Origin of the sequence: Streptomyces sp. NPDC049970, from assembly GCF_040660235.1 — a bacterium.
In the GTDB taxonomy this organism is placed as follows: Bacteria; Actinomycetota; Actinomycetes; order Streptomycetales; family Streptomycetaceae; genus Streptomyces.
Genome location: NZ_JBFALP010000015.1, coordinates 103,028 through 122,728, shown reverse-complemented (window position 1 = coordinate 122,728; position 19,701 = coordinate 103,028). Strand labels below are relative to the sequence as shown.

The following is a 19,701-nucleotide window of genomic DNA, read 5'->3' as shown; positions in this document are numbered from 1 at the left end:
CCGGCGCGCGTCCGGGTGCCGCTACTCGGTGACGCCGTGCGCGTGGCCCTCGCGCAGTCCGCCGCCGCTGCCGGGTTCGCCCGTCGTGGGGGCGGCCGGGACGGGCCGGGTCAGGGAGCGCAGGTCGTGGGCGTAGGTGCCCACGGCGTTCGCGATCACGTCGATGTTGGTGTCGAAGTGCCCCATGTCGATGTTGCCGAGGTCGTCGCAGGCCGCGTGGTAGCAGGGGTCGTACGCGACTCCCGCGGTCCCTCCGAACGTCTCGGCCTGGGCTGCCGTCTTGATGCCCTCGGCGCCCGTGTCCGTGCCGCCGGACGGGATGCCGGCCTCGATGAAGGGCCCGTAGTCGGAGCGCCCGGTGAAGTCCGTGCCCGTGTGCGGCTTGTCCTTCCGGTCCAGGAAGTCGTTGATGTCGCGCTCCAGTTGGGCGGAGCCCTCGGGCCCCGGTCCCTCGCCCACGCCGTCGGAGTCGTCGCCGTCGAAGACGAACTGCGCGCCGTTCGGGGAGGCGATCATGTCGAAGTTGAGGTAGAGCGCGACCTTCGCGCGCTGTGCCTCGGAGAGCTTCGCGACGTACGCCTCCGAGCCGAGCAGGCCGTTCTCCTCGGCCGACCACCAGGCGAAACGCACCTTGTTGGCGGGATCCCGGTGCGACTTGGCCAGTTCCAGGGCGACTTCGAGGAGGCCGGCGGAACCGGAGCCGTTGTCGTTGATGCCGGGGCCGTCGGTGACCGAGTCGAGGTGTGCGCCGAGCATCACCGTCTTCGCGGCGTTCCCACCGCGCGTCTCGGCGACGACGTTGCGGGTCGTGCGCTCCTCCTGGAGCTCGCGGATCTCGAAGGCCACCTCGACCTCGCCCCCGGCCAGGTCCGCGACGAGCTTCTCGCCCTCGGCCCGGGTGAGTCCGCCGGTGGGTATCTTTCCCGACGCGGCGTCGCCGAGGGTGCCGGAGAGGACCCCCTCGGTGTTGTTGTAGACCACCGCGCCGGCCGCTCCCGCCACCGCGGCCGCCGCCTGCTTCTCGGCGAAGGAGCAGCCGCCCCGCTTGATGAGGGCGATCCTGCCGGTGAAGTCGGCCGAGGCGTAGTCGGCGGCCTCGCAGCCCGTGGTGTCGTCTGCGGGGACGGCGACGAGTGCCGCCCTGATGCCGCCCTCCGCAGTGGACGGGGTGTACGTCATCGCCTTGATGTCCACGTCACGGGGCGTGGGGGAGACCACGGCGAGTTTCTCGGCGAGCGTCTCGGTGTAGACGAAGTCGAAGGACTGGTAGCCGACCCGGTAACCGGCCTTCTGGAGCAGCCGGTAGACGTAGGCGGCGGAGGCGTCGTGGCCGAGGGAGCCGGCCGCGCGGTGGCCGTCCGCCGAGTCGGCTATCGCCTGGAAGCGCTCGAGGTGCCGGAAGGCGTCCTTGGCGGACGAGCGCTCGACGAGCTTCCGTGAGAGCTTGGCGGCATCCTTCGCCGGGTCGTGCGGCGAGTGTCCGTGCCCGTGGTGGGGGGCCGCGGCGAGGAGGAGCGGTGTGGCCAGGGCGGTGGCGGCCACGACAGCCATGGCTCTGCGACGTGTTGCGTGCACAGGAGTCCTTCCGGTGTGAACGGATGTGCAGGAAAGCTAGCGAGCCGACCGCCGTCTGTGAACAGCTGGGACCGTTCCTGATCGTCCGCCTGGCCCGTCACGGATCGGACGGGGGCCTTTCCTGGTCGTCCGCCTCGTCCGCCTCGTCCGCCGCCGGTCACGCGGACCGCCTCGCCGCTTTGGCCGCCGCCTTCGCCCGCTGCTTGTACGCGCGTACCTCGGCGAGCGAGCCGGGCCCGGTGATGTCGGCCACCGACCGGTGCGAGCCCTCCTCGCCGTACGCCCCCGCCGCCTCCCGCCAGCCCGTCGGGCGCACGTCGAACCGCTTGCCCAGCAGGGCCAGGAAGATCTGCGCCTTCTGGGTGCCGAAACCAGGCAGCGCCTTGAGCCGTTCCAGCAGCTCGGCCCCGGTGGCGGCGTCCTCCCACACCGCTTCGGCCCGCCCGTCGTACTCGGCCACCAGGTACTGGCAGAGCTGCTGCACCCTCTTCGCCATGGAGCCCGGATAGCGGTGCAGGGCGGGCTTCTCGGTGAACAGCCCGACGAAGGCCTCCGGGTCGTGTCCGGCGATCGCGCGGGCGTCCAGGTCGTCCGAGCCCATGCGCCGGGCGAGCGTGAGCGGGCCGGTGAAGGCCCACTCCATCGGGACCTGCTGGTCCAGCAGCATGCCGACGAGGTCGGCCAGCGGACTGCGGCCCAGCAGCGCGTCCGCGTCCGGCTGCTGGGCGATACACACGGTGCGGGCCTCGCCGCTGTCGCTCCACGTCATGTATTCGATGATCGCGAGAGTGACCGGGATCGGCGAGTCGGTGCCCTCTCCCGACGGCCCCCGCTCCTCGACGTCACTCCGCCGCGCGGGGCGGTGAGCGGCCCCCGTAGAGTTCGGCTGCGTTGTCCGACGAACCCCGAGGTGCCGGCCGTGTCCCCCGCATCCCCCCTGCCCCCCGTCCCGGCGCACGCGTCTGCCGTGAGTGTGGTGGGCATCGGTGCCGACGGCTGGGCGGGTCTGCCTGAGCCGGCCCGCGCGGTGCTCCTGGACGCCGAGGTGCTGATCGGCGGGGAGCGCCAGCTGGGACTGCTCCCGCCGGAGTGCTCGGGCCGACGGGTGCCCTGGCCGTCGCCCCTGCGACCCGCAGTACGCGGTCTGCTCGCGGAGCACACCGGTGGCGCGACCGCCGTGCTGGCCAGCGGCGACCCGATGTTCTACGGCATCGGCCGGGCCCTCACCGAGGAGCTCGGTGCCGGGGCGCTCCATGTGCTGCCGCATCCCTCGTCGGTGTCGTACGCCTGTGCCCGGCTCGGCTGGCCGGTGGAGGACACCGAGACCGTCACCCTGGTGGGCCGCCCGGCCGCCCGGCTGGCCGCCGCGCTGCACGACGGGCGCCGGCTGCTCGTCCTGTCCGCCGACGCGGCCACGCCCGCGGCGGTGGCCGCCCTGCTGCGCGAGCACGGTTACGGGCCCAGCCGGATGCGGGTGCTCGAACAGCTCGGCGGCACGGCCGAGGACTGCCTGGACGGCACCGCGGGCACCTGGGAGCACCCGCCGGGGGACCCGCTCAACGTCGTCGCGGTCGACTGCGCACGCACACCGGAGGCCCTGCGCCTCGGAGCCGTGCCCGGGCTCCCCGACGAGGCGTACGAGCACGACGGGCAGCTCACCAAGCGCCATGTGCGGGCCGCCACGCTCGGCGTGCTCGCACCCGCGCCCGGTGAGCTCCTGTGGGACGTCGGCGGGGGCTCCGGATCGGTCGCGGCCGAGTGGATGCGGACCCACCCGTCCTGCCGTGCCGTCACCGTGGAACGGGACCCCGTGCGGGCGGGCCGCATCACCCGTAACGCCGACCGGCTCGGTGTGCCGGGGCTGCGGGTGGTCACCGGCCGTGCGCCGGACGCCCTGGCCGGACTGCCGGTGCCCGATGCCGTGTTCATCGGCGGCGGACTCACCGCGCCCGGTCTGCTCGACGCCTGCTGGGACGCGCTGCCCCCGGGCGGACGGCTGGTCGCCAACACGGTCACCCTGGAGTCCGAGGCGCTGCTCACCGAGTGGTACGGGCGGCACGGTGGGGACCTGGTCCGCCTCGCGGTAGCCCACGCGGTGCCCGTCGGCGGGTTCACGGGATGGCGCCAGGCGATGCCCGTCACCCAGTGGTCCGTACAGAAACCCGTGCCCGGTCCGGATCCTGGGCCCGCTCCCCGGCTTCGGCCCGACCCGGCCGCTCGGCCTGCTCCCGACCCTTCGTACGCCTCAGGAGACGACAGATGACCGTGTACTTCATCGGCGCGGGCCCCGGCGCCGCCGACCTGATCACGGTGCGCGGCGCCCGCGTCCTCGCCGCGAGCCCGGTCTGCCTGTACGCGGGCAGCCTGGTGCCGCGCGAGCTGCTCGCCGAATGCCCGCAGGACGCCAGGCTCGTGGACACGGCCCTGCTCGACATCGAGCAGATCACCGCCGAGCTGGTGCGGGCTCACGAGGACGGCCTCGACGTGGCCCGGCTGCACTCCGGCGACCCTTCGGTGTTCAGCGCGGTGAACGAGCAGATGCGCCGGCTCGACGAGGCGGGTGTCCCCTACGAGGTCGTGCCCGGCGTGCCCGCGTTCGCCGCGGCGGCGGCCGCCCTCAAGCGGGAGCTGACGGTGCCCACGGTCGGGCAGACCGTGATCCTCACGCGGATCGCCCAGCGGGCCACGGCCATGCCCGAGGGCGAGGACCTGGCCACCCTGGGCCGCAGCGGGGCGCTGATCGTGCTGCACCTCGCGGCGCGGTACGTGGACCGGGTGGTCGACGAGCTGCTGCCGCACTACGGGGCGGACTGCCCGGCCGCCGTGGTCGCCATGGCCTCGCGTCCGGACGAGATCGTCCTGCGCGGCCCACTGGACTCCATCGCCGACCAGGTGAAGTCGGCAGGGGTGATCCGGACCGCCGTGATCATGGTCGGCCGGACACTGGGCGCCGAGCAGTTCCACGACAGCCACCTGTACTCACCGGCGCGGGACCGCCACACCTGCTGAGGTCACCCGCGCGCGACCGGTCGCGGACGCCTCAGCGGATGTCGCTGCGGCCCACGACCGCACCTGCCCGGTCGATGCAGATCACGTCCACCGCCACCGGAGCCCCTCGCAGCACCGAAAGCGCCTGGTCCCGGGCCGCCACCGCCACCAGATCGCCCAGCGGCACCCCGGCCGCGGCGCACAGCTGCAACGCGGCGAGACCGGTGTTGGCCACCTCGATCTCCGCCGCCAGGGCCTCACTCGCGCCGCCCTGCCGGGCCAGCCGGGCCAGGAACGGCTTGTCGACCTGGGAGCGGGCCGAGTGCAGATCCAGGTGGCCGGCTGCGAGTTTGGACAGCTTGGCGAACCCGCCGCAGACGGTCAGCCGCTCGACCGGATGGCGGCGTACGTACTTCAGTACCGCGCCCGCGAAGTCACCCATGTCCAGCAGGGCGATCTCCGGCAGGCCGTACTCGGCCACCACCGTCTTCTCCGAGGTCGAGCCCGTGCATCCGGCGACGTGGCGGCGCCCGGCGGCCAGCGCCACGTCCACCCCTCGGCGGATCGAGTCGATCCAGGCGGAGCAGGAGTAGGGCACCACGATGCCCGTCGTCCCCAGGATCGAGATGCCGCCCAGGATGCCCAGGCGGATGTTCCACGTGAAACGTGCGATCTCCTCGCCGTCGTCCACCGAGATGGTGATCTCGACGTCGCCGGTGCCGCCGTGCTCCTGTGCCACCCGGGCGATGTGGTCCCGCATCATCTGGCGGGGCACGGGGTTGATCGCGGGTTCGCCGACTTCGAGGGGGAGTCCGGGGAGCGTCACGGTCCCCACGCCGGAGCCGGCTCGGAAGACCACGCCGGAGCCTGCCGGAAGCAGTCGTACGGTGGAGCGGACCAGTGCGCCGTGTGTGACGTCCGGGTCGTCGCCCGCGTCCTTCACCACCCCGGCAGTGGCCCGCCCGTCGGCGAGCTCCTCCACCGCGAGGGCGAAGGCGGGGGTATGGCCCTTGGGTAGCGTGATGGTCACCGGATCGGGGAACTCGCCGGTCAGCAGCGCCGTGTACGCGGCCGTGGTCGCCGCCGTCGCGCAGGCGCCGGTCGTCCATCCGGGCCGCAGACCGGTGTGCTTGAGTTGGGCCGCGCGCCCGCCCTGCGCCTCACTGCTCATGGATGGACCGATCCGATGCCTTTGCACGTGCTCGTCCTCGGCGGTACGACGGAGGCCCGTCGGATCGCGGAGTCGCTGGTTGCCATGGACCGGGTCAGGGTCACCAGCTCACTGGCCGGCCGGGTGGCCCGGCCGAGCCTTCCGCCCGGTGAGGTCCGCGTCGGCGGCTTCGGGGGGGCCGGTGGCATGGCCGACTGGCTCCGCGAACACCGTGTCGCTGCTGTCATCGACGCCACCCATCCCTTCGCCGGAACGATCAGTTTCAACGCGGCTGCGGCGGCCGCTGCTGTACATGTTCCCCTGCTTGCCGTGCGCCGGCCCGGCTGGGTGCCCATGGCGGGCGACCGGTGGCACCTCACGGACTCCCTCGCGGGAGCGGCTCAGCTGTTGCCGGGGCTGGGGCGGCGGGTCTTCCTCACGACGGGCCGCATGGGTCTGGCCGCGTTCGCGGAGCTGGACTCGCTGTGGTTCCTGATGCGTTCGGTGGACGCTCCCGAGGCCCCCTGCCCTCCTCGGACGGAGCTCCTGCTGGACCGGGGACCGTTCTCCCTGGAGGGCGAGCGTGAACTGATCCGCCGCCATCGCATCGACGTACTCGTCACGAAGGACAGCGGCGGCGACGCGACGGCCCCCAAGCTGACGGCCGCCCGGGAGGCCGGAATCCCGGTGGTCGTGGTCCGGCGACCGCCCGTCCCGGGCGACGTACCGGTGGCAGGGACTCCGGAGGAGGCTGTGACCTGGCTGCGAGCGGTCGCCGCCACGGACCACCTCACGTAGCGCGACCGGACGGCCGACCCTGCGGAGCGCGACCGGCCGGGCGACCGCTGACCGTGGGCCCACCGCCCACCGCTGACCATGGGCCCACCGGTCCCGACGCCGCCGTCCGCCGGGACCGCTCGGGTCCGGACCGCGCGGACTGCTCAGCCCACCGGGCCCTGCGGTGTCTCCTCCTCCGGGTACCGGCGGGGTGTCCAGACGATCTGGCTGCCGTCGCCGCGGCGTACCCAACGGGTCTGCGAGGAACCCACGATCAGGATCGTCCGCATGTCCACGTCCATCGGGTCCAGATCGGCGAGCCGTACCGTGCGCACGCTCTCCGACGGCCCTCCGACGTCGCGGCCGAGCACCACCGGCGTGTCCGGGGAGCGGTGTTCCAGGAGCAGGTCGCGGGCCTTGCCCACCTGCCATGTCCGGCTCCGGGAGCCGGGGTTGTAGAGCGCCATCACCAGATCGGCCGTGGCCGCCGCGCGCAGGCGGCCGGCGATGACCTCCCACGGCTTCAGCCGGTCCGAGAGCGAGATGGTGGCGTAGTCGTGGCCGAGCGGTGCGCCCGCCCGGGCCGCGGCGGCGTTGGCCGCGGTCACTCCGGGCAGGACCCGCACCGGCACGTCCGAGCCGGTGTCCTGCGCGGCCGCCTCCAGGACCGCCGTGGCCATCGCGAAGACCCCGGGGTCGCCGCCGGACACCACGGCCACGCGGTGTCCGCGGCGTGCCAGGTCGAGTGCGAACTCCGCGCGCTCGGCCTCGACCTTGTTGTCGGAACCGTGGCGCCGCTGGCCCGCACGGACCGGCACCCTGTCCAGGTACGTCGTGTAGCCGACGACGTCGTCGGCGGCGGCGAGCGCCCCCCGTGTCTCGGGTGTCAGCCACAGCGGTCCCGCCGGTCCGGTGCCGACCACGACGACCTCGCCGGATCCCGGCTCCCGCTCGGGGCGGGGCGCGTCGATCCGGCTGGGCAGCACCGCGACCGCGAAGTACGGCACGGAGTCCGGGTCGGTGTCCGCCAGGTCCCCGGTGCGCTCGCCGGCCATCGTGGCGCGCTCGACGTAACGGGCCTCGGGCAGCCGCCCGGACGCCTCGAACGCGCGCCGTACGGCGGGGAAGGTGCGGCCCAGCTTCATCACCACGGCCGAGTCCGTCGCCGCCAGACGTGCCGTCAGCTCCTCCTCCGGCAGGGTGCCGGGCAGGATCGTCAGCACCTCCTCGGCCTCGACGAGCGGGGTGCCGAGCCGGGCGGCGGCGGCGCTGACCGAGGTGACGCCGGGGATGACCTCGGTGTCGTAGCGGTCCGCGAGCCGCTTGTGCATGTGCTGGTACGAGCCGTAGAAGAGCGGGTCGCCCTCCGCGAGCACGGCGACGGTGCGTCCGGCGTCGAGGTGGACGGCCAGGCGGGCCGCGGCCTCCGTGTAGAAATCGTCCAGCGCGCCCCGGTAGCCGCCCGGGTGGTCCGTGGTCTCCGTCGTGACGGGGTAGACCAGGGCCTCCTCGATGTGGTCGGCACGGATGTGCCCCGCCGCGATGGAGCGGGCGATGGAGCGGCCGTGCCGGGCCGAGTGGTAGGCCACGACGTCTGCCTCGCCGATGACCTGCACCGCGCGCACGGTCATCAGCGCCGGGTCGCCCGGGCCGAGCCCGACCCCGTACAGCCTTCCCCTGGCCCCCGTGTGCTGCTGCTCGGGCACGCTCACTCCTCCTCGCTGGCGATCGCGTTGACGGCCGCGGCGGCGATGGCGCTGCCACCGCGCCTGCCGCGTACGACGATGTGTTCGAGCCCGGACGGGTGGGCGGCCAGGGCTTCCTTGGACTCGGCGGCCCCGATGAACCCCACCGGCACTCCGATGACGGCGGCGGGGCGCGGGGCGCCCTCCTCGATCATCTCCAGCAGGCGGAAGAGCGCGGTGGGGGCGTTGCCGACGACGACGACCGCGCCTTCCATGCGGTCCCGCCACAGCTCCAGGGCGGCGGCGCTGCGCGTGGTGCCGAGCTTCGCGGCCAGCGCGGGGACGGCCGGGTCGGACAGGGTGCAGACCACGTCGTTGTCCGCGGGCAGCCGCTTGCGGGTGACGCCGCTGGCGACCATGGCCACGTCGCACAGGACGGGCGCGCCCGAGCGCAGGGCCGCGCGGGCGTCGGCCACGGCGTTCGGCGAGAAGGCGAGATCGCGTACGAGGTCGACCATGCCGCAGGCGTGGATCATGCGGACGGCGACCTGGCTCACGTCGGCGGGCAGCCCTGCCAGATCCGCCTCCGCGCGGATGGTGGCGAAGGACTGGCGGTAGATCGCCGGTCCGTCCTTCTCGTACTGGTGCACAGTGCTGTCGCTTTCTTCGTCTTCTACGCCGGACAGGGGCCGAACAAGGGGTGGTACGTCGTCAGGAGCCGGAGCCCCGGGCCGCGGCCACGGCGGCGGCGAGCGCGACGGGGCCGTCCCGGACCGTCGCCGTCACGCCGGTCCGGTCCCCCCGGACATGGGAGATCCGGTGTCCGTCCGGGGTGGCGACCACGTCGACCCACTCCCCGTGGGGATGGCCGCACCGGCGTTCGCAGCCGGACCAGTACACAGGGAGCCGTCCGGGTGGTCCGACGGCGGCCCCCGCCTGGGCGCGTACGTCGGCCAGCGACTTCGCGCAGCCGGGCTGCCCGATACAGGCGCCCACCCCCGCCCACGGCGACCCGGGCCCGGTGATCAGACCGGCCCCGGCAAAGGCGCTCAGCAGGGCGTCCGCCCGGTGGCGGGCGACTCCGGTGACCACGGCTCCGCGCCACGGGGTGAGGCGCAGCCCCCCGGCGCTCGACAGCAGCCGCCACTGCGCGGGATCCAGCCGCCCCAGCGGTACGCCGACGGCCAGCGCCGTCTCGTGCCGGGTGCCCGGCACCTGGCCCGGGGCGGGGGGCCGGGCTTCGGCCGGCCGGGGGTGACGGTCCGGTGCGGCCGTCACGCCGGCCTGCCCAAGCCGCCGTAGGACGTCGTCGGGCAGGGTGGCCGCCGCCTCGTCCGGCAGGTCCTTCACCCGCCAGGCGCCGGTGCCGCGCGCCGCGTCCAGGAAGGTCTCGGCGGCGAGGAGCAGGGCGCGGGGCCCGTCGGCGGCCGGGACGCGGAGAGCCGAGTCCGTGCCCCCGATCCGCAGCAGCGCGCCGCCGTCGCCCCGGGCGAGGAGGGCGAGGTCGGCGCCGAGCGCGTCCACGTCGCCGCGGCCGTCGTCGAGAGCGAACAGGAAGCGTCCGGAGAGTTCCGCCGCCCGGTTGCTGCCGCAGACGAGGCGGTCCAGCCCGGCCAGCCACTCCCCGACGTCCGCGGCCCCGAGGCCGTCGAGCCCGGAGAGCGGGGAGGCGACCACGTTGCGTACCCGTTCATGGCGTTCCGAGGGCAGCAGCCCGGCCTCGTCCAGGAGCCCGGCAAGCTCCGCCCCGCAGTCCTCGGTGAGCCCCCGCAGCTGCACGTTCCCGCGTGAGGTGAGATGCAGCTCACCGTCGCCGAAGTGCTCGGCCGCCCGTCCCAGAGCTGCTGCCTGATGGGGCGTCAGAATGCCGCCGGGTATGCGGATCCGCGCCAGCGCGCCGTCGTCCGCGCGGTGCAGACGCAGTGCCCCGGGGCAGGCGTCACCGCTGCTGCGGGCACACGCGTCGCCCGGAGACCGGGGCGTCAGGGGGGAGGCGGACATGGCGGCGAGCATACCGACCGTGACCGGGGCGGACCCCTGCGGTCACTGTGACCTACGGGACACGCGCGCGGCCGGGGTGCACCCCCGCGGCCGATGTGACCGACGGGACACCGCCGCTGTCCTGGCCGGGAGCGGGGCCGTCTGGTCAGGACCCCCCACCTGCCGCCTACTATGCCTAGCGGCGGTCCGTTGGGTCCGCCATCGCCATACGGCGACAGGGGAGGAAGCCCGGTGAGATTCCGGCGCGGTCCCGCCACTGTGAGCGCGGCCCACCGGCCGTGCGAGTCAGGAACTCCCTTCCCCGAACGCCCGGCCTCGCCCGGGCAGCGGAGACCCAACCGACACTGCCCGGGGCGTGGACACCCCGAGGAAGGCCTGACGCCGCATGATCCTGCTCCTGTCGACGTCCGACACCGACCTGCTCAGCGCCCGTGCATCCGGCGGCCCGGTCGGCTTCCGCTACGCCAACCCCTCCCGGCTCTCCGTCGAGGAACTGCCGGCGCTCCTGGACGGCACGGACCTCGTCGTCGTACGCCTCCTCGGTGGGGTGCGTGCCTGGCAGGACGGGCTCGACCAGGTGCTGGCGACCGGACGGCCCGTCGTGGTCCTGACCGGTGAACAGGCCCCGGACGCCCAGCTGATGGCGGCGTCGACCGTGCCCATCGGCATCGCCGCCGAGGCGCACGCCTACCTCGCGCACGGCGGCCCCGCCAACCTGGAGCAGCTGGCCCGCTTCCTCTCCGACACCGTGCTGCTCACCGGCCACGGCTTCGAGCCGCCGGAGCCCGCCCCCGCGTGGGGCCGGCTGGAGCGGACCGCCCGGGACGTCGCCGGCCCGACCGTCGCGGTGCTCTACTACCGCGCCCACCACATGAGCGGGAACACCGCGTTCGTCGACGCGCTCTGCACGGCGGTCGAGGACGCCGGCGCCCGCCCCCTCCCGCTGTACGTCGCTTCGCTCCGAACACCCGAACCCGAGCTCATCGACGAACTCCGCGCCGCCGACGCCATCGTGACGACGGTCCTGGCGGCGGGCGGCACCAAGCCCGCCACCGCGTCGGCCGGCGGCGACGACGAGTCGTGGGACGCGGGCGCCCTCACCGGCCTCGACGTCCCCATCCTCCAGGCGCTCTGCCTCACCAGCGCGCGCGCCGCCTGGGAGGAGAACGACGAGGGCGTCTCCCCGCTGGACGCGGCCACCCAGATCGCGGTGCCGGAGTTCGACGGGCGCCTGATCACGGTGCCGTTCTCCTTCAAGGAGATCGACGAGGACGGCCTGCCCGCGTACGTCGCCGACACGGAGCGCGCGGCACGGGTCGCGGGCATCGCCGTACGGCACGCCAGGCTCCGCCACATCCCGGCCGCCGAGAAGCGGATCGCGCTCGTCCTGTCCGCGTACCCGACCAAGCACTCCCGCATCGGGAACGCGGTCGGCCTCGACACCCCCGCCAGCGCCGTCGCGCTGCTGCGCAGGCTCCGGGCCGAGGGCTACGACTTCGGTCCCGAGGAGGAGATCCCGGGGCTGGTCTCCGGCGACGGCGACGAGCTGATCTACGCGCTCATCGAGGCCGGCGGCCACGACCAGGAATGGCTCACCGAGGAGCAGCTCGCCCGCAACCCGGTCCGCATCCCCGCCGCGGACTACCGCCGCTGGTTCGCCACGCTGCCCGCCGAGCTGCGCACCTCCGTCGAGGAGCACTGGGGCCCCGCCCCCGGTGAGATGTTCCTCGACCGGTCCCGGAACCCCGAGGGCGACATCGTGCTCGCCGCCCTGCGCCGCGGCAACCTGCTGATACTGATCCAGCCGCCGCGCGGCTTCGGCGAGAACCCGATCGCGATCTACCACGACCCCGATCTGCCGCCCTCGCACCACTACCTGGCCGCGTACCGCTGGATCGCCGCCTCCGCCGACGACAACGGCTTCGGCGCCGACGCGATGATCCACCTCGGCAAGCACGGCAACCTGGAGTGGCTGCCCGGCAAGAACGCCGGACTGTCCGCCGCCTGCGGGCCCGACGCGGCGCTCGGCGACCTGCCGCTGGTCTACCCGTTCCTGGTCAACGACCCGGGCGAGGGCACCCAGGCCAAGCGCCGGGTGCACGCCACGCTCGTCGACCACCTCGTGCCGCCGATGGCACGCGCCGACAGCTACGGCGACATCGCCCGGCTCGAACAGCTCCTGGACGAGCACGCGCAGATCGCCGCGATGGACCCGGCCAAGCTGCCGGCCGTCCGCGCCCAGATCTGGACCCTCATCCAGGCCGCCAAGCTCGACCACGACCTGGGGCTCCAGGACCGGCCCGAGGACGAGGGCTTCGACGAGTTCATCATGCATCTCGACGGCTGGCTCTGTGAGATCAAGGACGTCCAGATCCGCGACGGGCTGCACGTCCTGGGCACCGCCCCGGCCGGCAAGGACCGCGTCAACCTGGTGCTCGCCGTCCTGCGCGCCCGCCAGATCTGGGGCGGTACGGCATCCCTGCCCGGGCTGCGCGAGGCGCTCGGCCTGGACGAGTCGGCGGCCACCCGGACCGCCGCCGACGAGACCGAGGAGCGGGCCCGCGCGCTGGTGCAGGCGATGGACGACGCGGAGTGGAAGCCCGCGGCCGTCGCCGAGGTGGCCGAGGGACACCCGCGGGCCGTCGCCGACATCCTCGACTTCGCCGCCCGCGAGGTCGTGCCGCGCCTGGCCGCGACGACGGACGAGCTCGACCACGCGGTGCACGCGCTGAACGGCGGCTTCGTACCCGCCGGACCGTCCGGCTCCCCGCTCCGCGGCCTGGTCAACGTCCTCCCGACCGGACGCAACTTCTACTCCGTGGACCCGAAGGCCGTCCCGTCCCGCCTCGCCTGGGAGACCGGCCAGGCCCTCGCGGACTCGCTCCTGGAGCGCTACCGCGCCGACAACGGCGAGTGGCCCACCTCGGTCGGCCTGTCCCTCTGGGGCACCAGCGCGATGCGCACCTCCGGTGACGACATCGCCGAGGCGTTCGCCCTGCTCGGGGTGCGCCCCGTCTGGGACGACGCCTCGCGCCGGGTCACCGGCCTGGAGGCGATCCCGTACGAGGAGCTGGGACGCCCCCGTATCGACGTCACGCTGCGCATCTCCGGCTTCTTCCGGGACGCCTTCCCGCACACCGTCGGCCTCCTCGACGACGCCGTACGCCTGGCCGCCTCGCTCGACGAGCCGGACGAGCGGAACTTCGTACGCGCCCACACCCAGGCCGACCTGGCCGAACACGGTGACGAGCGACGGGCCACCACCCGGATTTTCGGCTCCAGGCCCGGTACGTACGGCGCGGGACTGCTCCAGCTGATCGACTCGCGTGACTGGCGCACGGACGCCGACCTCGCCGAGGTGTACACGGTGTGGGGCGGCTACGCCTACGGCCGTGAGCTCGACGGGCGTCCGGCCCGGGACGAGATGGAGACCGCGTACAAGCGCATCGCGGTGGCGGCCAAGAACACCGACACCCGTGAGCACGACATCGCGGACTCGGACGACTACTTCCAGTACCACGGCGGCATGGTCGCGACCGTACGCGCGCTCAAGGGCACGGCCCCCGCGGCGTACATCGGGGACTCGACCCGCCCGGAGACGGTCCGCACCCGCACGCTCGTCGAGGAGACCTCCCGGGTCTTCCGCGCCCGGGTGGTCAACCCGAAGTGGATCGAGGCGATGCGCCGCCACGGCTACAAGGGCGCCTTCGAGCTCGCCGCGACGGTCGACTACCTGTTCGGGTACGACGCGACGACCGGCGTGGTCGCCGACTGGATGTACGACAAGCTCACCGAGACGTACGTCCTGGACCCGACGAACCGCGAATTCCTCCAGCAGGCCAACCCCTGGGCGCTCCACGGCATCGCGGAGCGCCTCCTGGAGGCGGAGTCCCGTGGCATGTGGGAGAAGCCCGACCCGGCGGTGCTCGACGGGCTGCGGAAGGTCTTCCTGGAGACGGAAGGCGACCTGGAGGGCGAGGACTGACGGGAGACACCGGCCGGGGGCTCCCGGCCGGTGCGCCGGGGCCGGACCTGCGGGTGTCGGATCCGCGGCGGCTCGGCCGTGCGGCCTCTCCCGGTGGCCCCGATCCCCCGTCCCCGGGGCCTCCCGGTGACCCCGATGCCCTGCCCCGGCGCTCTCTCCCGGGCCCGGCGGTCCTGCCTTGCCGCCTCCCGGTCCAGGGTTCAGTCTTGGGGCATGGGTGATCCTGCGGACCACACGCCCATGACCGCTGTGCAGCACGCCTTCCGCCTGCTGGAGGCCGTGGCGGCACACGAGGGCGGCGCGCCCGCGAAGCAGCTCGCGCGCGAGGCGGGGCTGCCCCTCGACGTCGCGGCGGCGGCGCTGCGGGCACTCACCGACGACGGCTACATCCGTGTCCTCGGCGACGGGGGCCTGATCCTGAGCGACCAACCGCACGGCGGCAGGGCGGGGCAGGGCCGGACCGATCCGATCCGGCCCGCCCTGGCCTCCCTGCGGGACGAGCTGTCGGCCGCGTCGTACCTCACCTTCTACGAGGAGGGCGAGATCCGGATCGCCGAGATCGTGGACGGCCCGCAGACGCCCAAGGTCGACCTCTGGGTGGGCTTCGAGGACGCCGGCCACGCCACGGCCCTCGGCAAGTGCGTCCTGCGCGAACTGGACGCGGAAGCGCGCGGCGACTACCTCGCGCGGCACGCCCTCGCCGACCTCACGCCCCGCACGATCACCCATCGGGAGGAACTGCTCCGGCAGCTCGAGTCGTCGAGGTCGGCGCCGATGATCATGGACCGCGAGGAGTACGACCTCGGCACGGTGTGCATCGCGGTGCCGGTGTACAGCGGTACCAGGATCGGATCGCTCGGCATCTCCTTCCGGGCGGACCGGATGTACCGGACCAAACAGGTCAGGGAGAGCCTGCTTGCTTCGGCGGAACGGGTGAGCAGGGGCCTGTCGTTCGGTGTCTGAGCCCCTGAGCCCCTGAGCCTCCGGGCGTCCGGGGATGGCTGAGCGGGCCTGCCGTCCGCTATGCGGGAACGGCTGTGCGTCCGAGAGCGGCGGCGGGCGGCCGGCGGTCCCGGCCGAACGCGACCGCGGGCGAGGCGCCCCGGCCGGTACTGCGGGCGGCAGGTGTCGCGCGGGCGGGAAGCTGCCAGGGCCGCCTACGCCCGGCGTCCGCCCGCCTACGCCCCGCGTCCACCCGCGGTCAGGTCCCTGAGTTCGTCCAGCAGTTCGCGCATCACCTGCGACATGTCGCGTTCCTCGGACACCGCGATCCAGCGTTCGAAGCCGACCTTGAAGACGGCGATACCGGTTTCGGCCGTCAGGCTCGCTGCGGGCTCCGGGACGCCCCGTAGGCGCAGGGTGTCGGCGAGGGCGGCGGACAGTGAGGCGAGTTTCATCAGCTCCCGCTCCTGGAGTTCCGCGTTCGCGACGATCACCGCCTGTCGCTTGCGGGCGTACGCGCGGCGGTCGGCGAACGCCTCGGAGACCGAGTCCAGGCCCGCCGCCAGCGCGTCGATCGGCGCCACCGTCCCCGGTACGCCGGCGACCGCCCCCACGAGCAGGTCCTGCAGACCGGCGCCGTCGAACAGCACCTCCCGCTTGTCCGCGTAGTGCCGGAAGAAGGTCCGCTCCGTGAGGCCGGCCCGCTTGGCGATCTCCGCAACGGTGGTCTGCTCGAATCCGCGCTCGCTGTAGAGCTCCAACGCCGCCTGTGCCAGGCGCCCGCGCGCGTTCGGCTCCCATCTACCCATGCGCCGATCCTACGTGATGACAGTGTCTGACATCAGATGCTAGCCTTGATGTCAGACACTGACATCAAGAGTCTCGAGGTTCTCCCATGCGCATCTTCGTGACCGGGGCATCCGGCTGGATCGGATCCGCCGTCGTACCCGAGCTCATCGGCGCGGGGCACGGGGTGGTCGGGCTCGCCCGCTCCGACGCCTCCGCCGCCGCGCTCACCGGGGCCGGGGCCGAGGTGGTCCGCGGCACCTTGGACGACCTGGACGTGCTGCGCGCCGCGGCGGCCGCGTCCGACGGGGTGATCCACCTCGCCTTCAAGCACGACACCGCCTTCACCGGTGACTTCCGTGGCGCGGCCGAGGCGGACCGCCGGGCCGTCGACGCCTTCGGCGACGCGCTGGCCGGCACCGACCGCCCCTTCGTCCTGGCCTCCGGAGCGGTCGGCCTCGCGCCGGGACGGACGGCGACCGAGCGGGACATGCCCGCCATCGACGGTTCGCCGACCTCGGTGCGGGCGGCCACGGCCCTCGCGACGCTCGCACTCGCCCCGCGGGGCATCCGCTCGTCCGTGGTGCGGCTCTCCCCCACCTGTCACGGTGAGGGGGACAACGGCTTCATGGCTGCCCTGGTCGGGATCGCCCGCGCCAAGGGCGTCTCCGGCTACGTCGGCGACGGCACCAACCGCTGGCCGGCCGTCCACCGCCTCGACGCGGCGAGGCTGTTCAGGCTGGCGGTCGAGCAGGCCCCTGCCGGGTCGGTGCTGCACGGTGTGGCGGAGGAGGGCGTGCCGATCCGGGACATCGCCGAGGTGATCGGCCGTCACCTCGACGTGCCGGTCGCGTCGGTGGCCCCCGAGGCGGCGGCGGACCACTTCGCCTGGCTGGGGGGCTTCCTCGGCCTCGACTCCCCGGCGTCGCACGCGCTCACCAGCGAGCTGCTGGACTGGCGGCCCGCCCACCCCGGCCTCGTCGATGACCTCGACAAGGGCCACTACTTCCACACCCCGGGCGCCTGACCGTCCGCTGTCCGCCGCCCAGGTGCGGCCCCGTCCGGTTCCACCGCCCTCGGAGCGCCACGATCGGGTGCGCCCGCGCCGCACGTACGGGCTCGGGGTGGAGTCGGGCGTCGAGGCGCGGGTCCGTGCCTTCAGGCGGTCAGCCAGTCGCGGTAGCGCGTAGGGGCGATGCGGGCGTCGGGTCCGGCGATGATCGCGTCGCCGCGGACGGCCGCGAACATGCCGGCGGTGTCGTCGGTGACCACGGTGCGCTCGTCGTCGTGTGCGGCGAGGGTGACACGGCCGAGTTCGTCGAGCGTGAAGACGTCGGCGCCGGCGATGTCGAGGGTGCCCTGGAGCGGGCGGCCCGCGGCGACCTCCGCCACCGTCGCCGCCACGTCCGCGGCGGCGATCGGCTGGATCGGGGTGGCGGGCAGCCGCACGGTCTCCTCGTCGGCGGTCCAGGCCAGCACCGCGTCGACGAACTCGAAGAACTGCGTGGCGCGGACGATCGAGTAGGGGACGGGCCCGGCCTTGAGCAGGTCCTCCTGGAGCGCCTTGGCGCGGTAGTAGTCGAGCCGGGGCACCTGCTCCACGCCGACGATGGACAGGACCACCACGTGTCCGACACCTTGTTCTCCGGCGGCGGTGAGGAGGTTGTCCATCGTCGTTCGGAAGAAGTCGAGCGAAGCCTCGTCGAAGGTGGGCGAGTTGGTCACGTTGACGACGGCGCCGCATCCTGCCAGGGCGGCCGACAGGCCCTCCCCGGTGACCAGGTCGACACCGGTGGACTGCGAATGCGGCACCGCATCGTGCCCGGCCGCCGCGAGGTCCTGTACCACCTGCGAACCGATGAGCCCGGTTCCGCCGAGCACTGCGATCTTCATGTCGTACCTTCCCGCGCGTGAAAGGGGGGATATGAGAGAACTGTCCATTCATGACCACTCTACGCACGGCGTCATCGCCCGCACGGCGGGGCCGCGGAGGGCGCCTGGCGGGCGGCGCCGGCCGCGGTCGCCATCGCGGACCTCGCCCGTGACGTCGGGTCCGACCACGGACCCCAGGCCGTGGTCGGCATCGGCAACTGGCCGACCGGCAGGGGCGCGTCACCGCTCGCCCGGGTGGCGGAAGCTCCGATCCGGCGGCGGTGAGGAGGCGGGGCTCCCGCGTCCCGCAGTGGCGTCAGGAGGACGTCGGTGCGGTCGACGGGCCGTCCAGCGGCAGCAGTTCGGGCCGCTTCGCGCCGCGGCCGTCGCCCGAGGACCTGCCGCGCAGCCGCCGGCCGAGCCACGGGCCCAGGAAACCGGCCGCCCAGCGGAGCTCGGCCCCGGCGGCGTGCAGACGGGAGGGGAGCTCCTGCGGCGGCAGCGGGCGCGCCCAGCTGTCGTCGCTGCCGGGCAGGTCCAGGGCGGAGGCGGCCGCCGCGGCGATCCTCGCGTGGCCGAGAGGGCTCGCGTGCAGGCGGTCCTCGCTCCACAGCCGGGGATCGGTGGCCACGGGCAGCAGCGCGACGTCGGCGACCACGACACCGTGCCGGGCCGCCGCCTCGCGGATGCGGTCGTTCATGTCGAACACCCGGGCTCGTACCGGGCGGGCGATGGGTGCGATCTTCGCGACGTCGGGGAAGGTCAGGGTCAGCACACGGGCCCCGGAGGCGGTGAGCGCGGCGAACATCTCCTCCAGCTGTCCGGCCACCTCCTCGGCGTCGAACCCGGGCCGGAGCAGGTCGTTGACGCCCGCGACGACGGTGGCCAGACCGGGGCGCAGGGCCAGCGCGGGCGCCAGCTGCTCGGCGCGCACCTGCCGGGCGACCCGTCCGCGTACCGCCAGGTTGGCGTACCGCAGGCCTGGCTCGACGGCACCGATCCGCTCGGCGAGGCGGTCCGCCCAGCCGCGCAGACCGGTCGTGTCGTCCCCGTCGCCGACGCCCTCGGTCTGGCTGTCGCCCAGTGCGACGTAACGCAGGTACTCACCGCTCGGCACGGGTCGTCCGCCTTTCCTCGAGTACGCCCACGGTGTGCAGGCACCAGTCCCGGTGGCTCTGTTCGAAGGTCAGCCCGCGCAGACACGTGAGGTACGGCCCGACGCGGTCACCGGTACGCAGGTACTCCTCCTCGGTGGCGCCGCCGCGCAGCCGGTGGAGCACCTTGCCGAGCAGTTCGATCTTGGCCCCGGCGGCCGTGGCGCGCTCCTGGAGCTGCTCGATGACCGGCGCGGTGTCGACGTGGTCGGCGGCCTGCACCTTGACGAGCAGGTCGTCCCGGATGGAGGAGGGCTTCGAGACCCCGGCGGCGAAGCTCTCCAACTCCGCGACACCGGCCTCGGTGACGTGGAAGAGCCGCTTGTTGGGGCGGGACTCCTGGATCACCTGGCGGCCGGCGACCAGTCCCTTCCGCTCCAGTTCGGCCAGCTCGGCGTAGAGCTGCTGGGGCACGGCGTGCCAGAAGTTCGCGACCCCGATGTCGAACGCCTTCGCCAACTGGTACCCGCTGGACTCGCCGTCCAGGAGCGCCGCCAGAACGGCGTGCCGCAGTGCCACCGGACCTCCTCGCGTGTGTGCGTCAGCAGACAGTGATGTAGTCATAAAGGAGAATAGTCAATTTCTTGACTATGGCAAGGGCGGGAGACGAGCTCACGGGCGGAGTGCCCGACCCTTCGGCCGAACGGCAGGGCCGGTCAGGAACCGGGAAGCGCTCACCAGGGGGCCGGACCTGAGAGCTGTCCGGCAGGCCCTGGCGGGCTGCCGGAGGTGTCCGGGCCGGGCGCCACCGACGGGCGCCACCGACGGTTGTCCGCCTGGGCACCG

The 19,701-nt window shown here is 73.7% G+C and carries 16 protein-coding genes and 1 riboswitch; of the genes, 6 read left to right on the top strand and 10 right to left on the bottom strand.

Going from position 1 to position 19,701, the window contains the following annotated elements:
- Positions 1-21: 21 nt before the first annotated feature.
- Both AB0I83_RS23905 and AB0I83_RS23900 read right to left on the bottom strand, forming a co-directional pair.
- Entirely contained in the window at positions 22-1,551 is a 1,530-nt protein-coding gene (locus AB0I83_RS23905) for a M20/M25/M40 family metallo-hydrolase (RefSeq protein WP_363306087.1), read from the bottom strand.
- A 181-nt stretch (positions 1,552-1,732) separates the two neighbouring features.
- The gene (locus AB0I83_RS23900; protein ID WP_363306059.1) at positions 1,733-2,344 is read right to left on the bottom strand and encodes an HhH-GPD-type base excision DNA repair protein; all 612 of its coding nucleotides are present in this window, start codon (positions 2,342-2,344) and stop codon (positions 1,733-1,735) included.
- A 150-nt stretch (positions 2,345-2,494) separates the two neighbouring features.
- Between AB0I83_RS23900 and cbiE the strand changes: the two genes are divergently transcribed.
- Positions 2,495-3,838 (top strand): precorrin-6y C5,15-methyltransferase (decarboxylating) subunit CbiE, encoded by a 1,344-nt coding sequence (cbiE, locus tag AB0I83_RS23895; protein ID WP_363306058.1) that lies wholly within the window; start codon positions 2,495-2,497, stop codon positions 3,836-3,838.
- Positions 3,835-4,584, top strand: a complete 750-nt coding sequence (gene cobM, locus AB0I83_RS23890) for a precorrin-4 C(11)-methyltransferase (RefSeq protein WP_363306056.1) — start codon at positions 3,835-3,837, stop codon at positions 4,582-4,584. Before cbiE ends, cobM begins: the two co-directional genes overlap by 4 nt.
- A gap of 31 nt (positions 4,585-4,615) precedes the next feature.
- Here the strand turns inward: cobM and AB0I83_RS23885 are convergent, their stop codons facing one another.
- The gene (locus tag AB0I83_RS23885) at positions 4,616-5,734 is read right to left on the bottom strand and encodes a cobalt-precorrin-5B (C(1))-methyltransferase (protein WP_363306055.1); all 1,119 of its coding nucleotides are present in this window, start codon (positions 5,732-5,734) and stop codon (positions 4,616-4,618) included.
- Between the two features lie 15 nt (positions 5,735-5,749).
- On the opposite strand from AB0I83_RS23885, the gene AB0I83_RS23880 reads away from it, so the two are divergent.
- Complete coding sequence (locus AB0I83_RS23880) at positions 5,750-6,511, top strand: cobalt-precorrin-6A reductase (RefSeq protein WP_363306054.1); 762 nt, start codon at positions 5,750-5,752, stop codon at positions 6,509-6,511.
- Between the two features lie 143 nt (positions 6,512-6,654).
- Here the strand turns inward: AB0I83_RS23880 and AB0I83_RS23875 are convergent, their stop codons facing one another.
- From AB0I83_RS23875 to cobG, 3 genes are all read right to left on the bottom strand, one after another.
- Positions 6,655-8,202 carry a precorrin-2 C(20)-methyltransferase gene (locus AB0I83_RS23875; protein ID WP_363306053.1) on the bottom strand — a complete coding sequence of 516 codons (1,548 nt, stop codon included), beginning with the start codon at positions 8,200-8,202 and terminating at the stop codon, positions 6,655-6,657.
- Positions 8,199-8,825 carry a precorrin-8X methylmutase gene (locus tag AB0I83_RS23870; protein ID WP_356534836.1) on the bottom strand — a complete coding sequence of 209 codons (627 nt, stop codon included), beginning with the start codon at positions 8,823-8,825 and terminating at the stop codon, positions 8,199-8,201. The genes AB0I83_RS23875 and AB0I83_RS23870 overlap by 4 nt, the downstream gene beginning before the upstream one ends.
- A gap of 61 nt (positions 8,826-8,886) precedes the next feature.
- Positions 8,887-10,188, bottom strand: coding sequence for a precorrin-3B synthase (gene cobG, locus AB0I83_RS23865; protein ID WP_363306052.1), 1,302 nt, complete (start codon positions 10,186-10,188; stop codon positions 8,887-8,889).
- Between the two features lie 208 nt (positions 10,189-10,396).
- Positions 10,397-10,471: riboswitch (cobalamin riboswitch) on the top strand.
- A gap of 90 nt (positions 10,472-10,561) precedes the next feature.
- Here cobG and cobN point away from each other — a divergent pair.
- Together cobN and AB0I83_RS23855 are read left to right on the top strand one after the other, a co-directional pair.
- Positions 10,562-14,161 (top strand): cobaltochelatase subunit CobN, encoded by a 3,600-nt coding sequence (gene cobN / locus AB0I83_RS23860; protein ID WP_363306051.1) that lies wholly within the window; start codon positions 10,562-10,564, stop codon positions 14,159-14,161.
- Positions 14,162-14,401: 240 nt separating this feature from the next.
- A complete protein-coding gene (locus tag AB0I83_RS23855; protein WP_363306050.1) occupies positions 14,402-15,124 on the top strand; it encodes an IclR family transcriptional regulator C-terminal domain-containing protein in 723 nt (240 codons plus the stop codon).
- Between the two features lie 215 nt (positions 15,125-15,339).
- Here the strand turns inward: AB0I83_RS23855 and AB0I83_RS23850 are convergent, their stop codons facing one another.
- Complete coding sequence (locus AB0I83_RS23850) at positions 15,340-15,912, bottom strand: TetR family transcriptional regulator (RefSeq protein WP_356534844.1); 573 nt, start codon at positions 15,910-15,912, stop codon at positions 15,340-15,342.
- An 86-nt stretch (positions 15,913-15,998) separates the two neighbouring features.
- On the opposite strand from AB0I83_RS23850, the gene AB0I83_RS23845 reads away from it, so the two are divergent.
- Positions 15,999-16,916: an SDR family oxidoreductase gene (locus AB0I83_RS23845; RefSeq protein ID WP_363306049.1), complete on the top strand. Its 918-nt coding sequence runs from the start codon at positions 15,999-16,001 to the stop codon at positions 16,914-16,916.
- Between the two features lie 131 nt (positions 16,917-17,047).
- Here the strand turns inward: AB0I83_RS23845 and AB0I83_RS23840 are convergent, their stop codons facing one another.
- From AB0I83_RS23840 to AB0I83_RS23830, 3 genes are all read right to left on the bottom strand, one after another.
- Positions 17,048-17,782, bottom strand: a complete 735-nt coding sequence (locus AB0I83_RS23840; RefSeq protein WP_363306048.1) for an NAD(P)H-binding protein — start codon at positions 17,780-17,782, stop codon at positions 17,048-17,050.
- 295 nt (positions 17,783-18,077) lie between these two features.
- Complete coding sequence (locus AB0I83_RS23835; protein ID WP_363306047.1) at positions 18,078-18,878, bottom strand: SGNH/GDSL hydrolase family protein; 801 nt, start codon at positions 18,876-18,878, stop codon at positions 18,078-18,080.
- A complete protein-coding gene (locus AB0I83_RS23830) occupies positions 18,865-19,434 on the bottom strand; it encodes a PadR family transcriptional regulator (protein WP_363306046.1) in 570 nt (189 codons plus the stop codon). The genes AB0I83_RS23835 and AB0I83_RS23830 overlap by 14 nt, the downstream gene beginning before the upstream one ends.
- Positions 19,435-19,701 lie beyond the last annotated feature (267 nt).